This is a genomic window from Shigella sp. FC1544 (genome assembly GCF_001722145.1).
GTDB lineage: Bacteria > Pseudomonadota > Gammaproteobacteria > Enterobacterales > Enterobacteriaceae > Escherichia > Escherichia coli.
Map to the genome: position 1 here is coordinate 1 of NZ_MECT01000335.1, position 1061 is coordinate 1061.

Consider the following 1061-nt stretch of genomic DNA (forward strand, 5'->3'; position numbering starts at 1 on the left):
ACGGTTGTGGCGCACGTCTTCGGTGAACGCACTCTGGCCACACTGGAGCGTCTTCTGAGCCTGCTGTCGGCCTTTGAGGTCGTGGTATGGATGACGGATGGCTGGCCGCTGTATGAATCACGCCTGAAGGGAAAGCTGCACGTTATCAGCAAGCGTTACACTCAGCGCATTGAGCGACATAATCTGAATCTGAGACAACATCTGGCAAGGCTGGGACGGAAGTCACTGTCGTTCTCAAAATCGGTGGAGCTGCATGACAAGGTCATCGGGCATTATCTGAACATAAAACACTATCAGTAAGTTGGAGTCATTACCCGTTTTTCCATCAATTGCGATGACGTCTTTATCATCTGAAGAATGGCAGTCACGCATCCAGTTAATAAAGCACTCATGAAATTTTGCAGGACTGATACAGGATACAACTCTGGCAATAGTATCGTGAACAGGAATACCATTTTCAAAATCACCATATTGCTTCAAGAAATCGAGATGTGTTTCCCCGAAATCCTCTATATCTTCCCAACTTTCTGCACCAGAAATAACGGCAAAAATAGTCAATAGTAGGATGCCTGACAATTTATGCTCTACTTTCCAGGCTTATCTGTAATCGGGAATAATAGAAATATGTTCCATCAATTTTTTAAGTTCCATTTGTTCACCTTATTTATGTAAGGAGTATTTGATCATGTATAAGCTATGAAAAACAGCTTCAGGTAATAAGGAATATAGACTGGCCCCCTGAATCTCCAGACAACCAGTATCACTTAAATAAGTGATAGTCTTAATACTAGTTTTTAGACTAGTCATTGGAGTACAGATGATTGATGTCTTAGGGCCGGAGAAACGCAGACGGCGTACCACACAGGAAAAGATCGCAATTGTTCAGCAGAGCTTTGAACCGGGGATGACGGTCTCCCTCGTTGCCCGGCAACATGGTGTAGCAGCCAGCCAGTTATTTCTCTGGCGTAAGCAATACCAGGAAGGAAGTCTTACTGCTGTGGCCGCCGGAGAACAGGTTGTTCCTGCCTCTGAACTTGCTGCCGCCATGAAGCAGATTAAAG

General features: G+C 44.9%; 1 protein-coding gene and 2 pseudogenes. 2 read left to right on the plus strand and 1 reads right to left on the minus strand.

The genetic code is table 11. The annotated features are described in order from the left end of the window. Window positions 1–300 (plus strand): annotated as a pseudogene (locus tag BGK49_RS15835) (IS1-like element IS1X2 family transposase); the annotation flags it as partial. Window positions 301–315: 15 nt separating this feature from the next. On the opposite strand, the pseudogene BGK49_RS15840 reads toward BGK49_RS15835, so the two are convergent. Further along, a pseudogene (locus BGK49_RS15840) lies at window positions 316–651 on the minus strand (ISAs1 family transposase); the annotation flags it as partial. Window positions 652–817: 166 nt separating this feature from the next. On the opposite strand from BGK49_RS15840, the gene BGK49_RS15850 reads away from it, so the two are divergent. Beyond that, window positions 818–1061, plus strand: a 244-nt coding sequence (locus BGK49_RS15850) for a transposase (RefSeq protein WP_000567704.1), incomplete at its 3' end; no start/stop codon positions are given.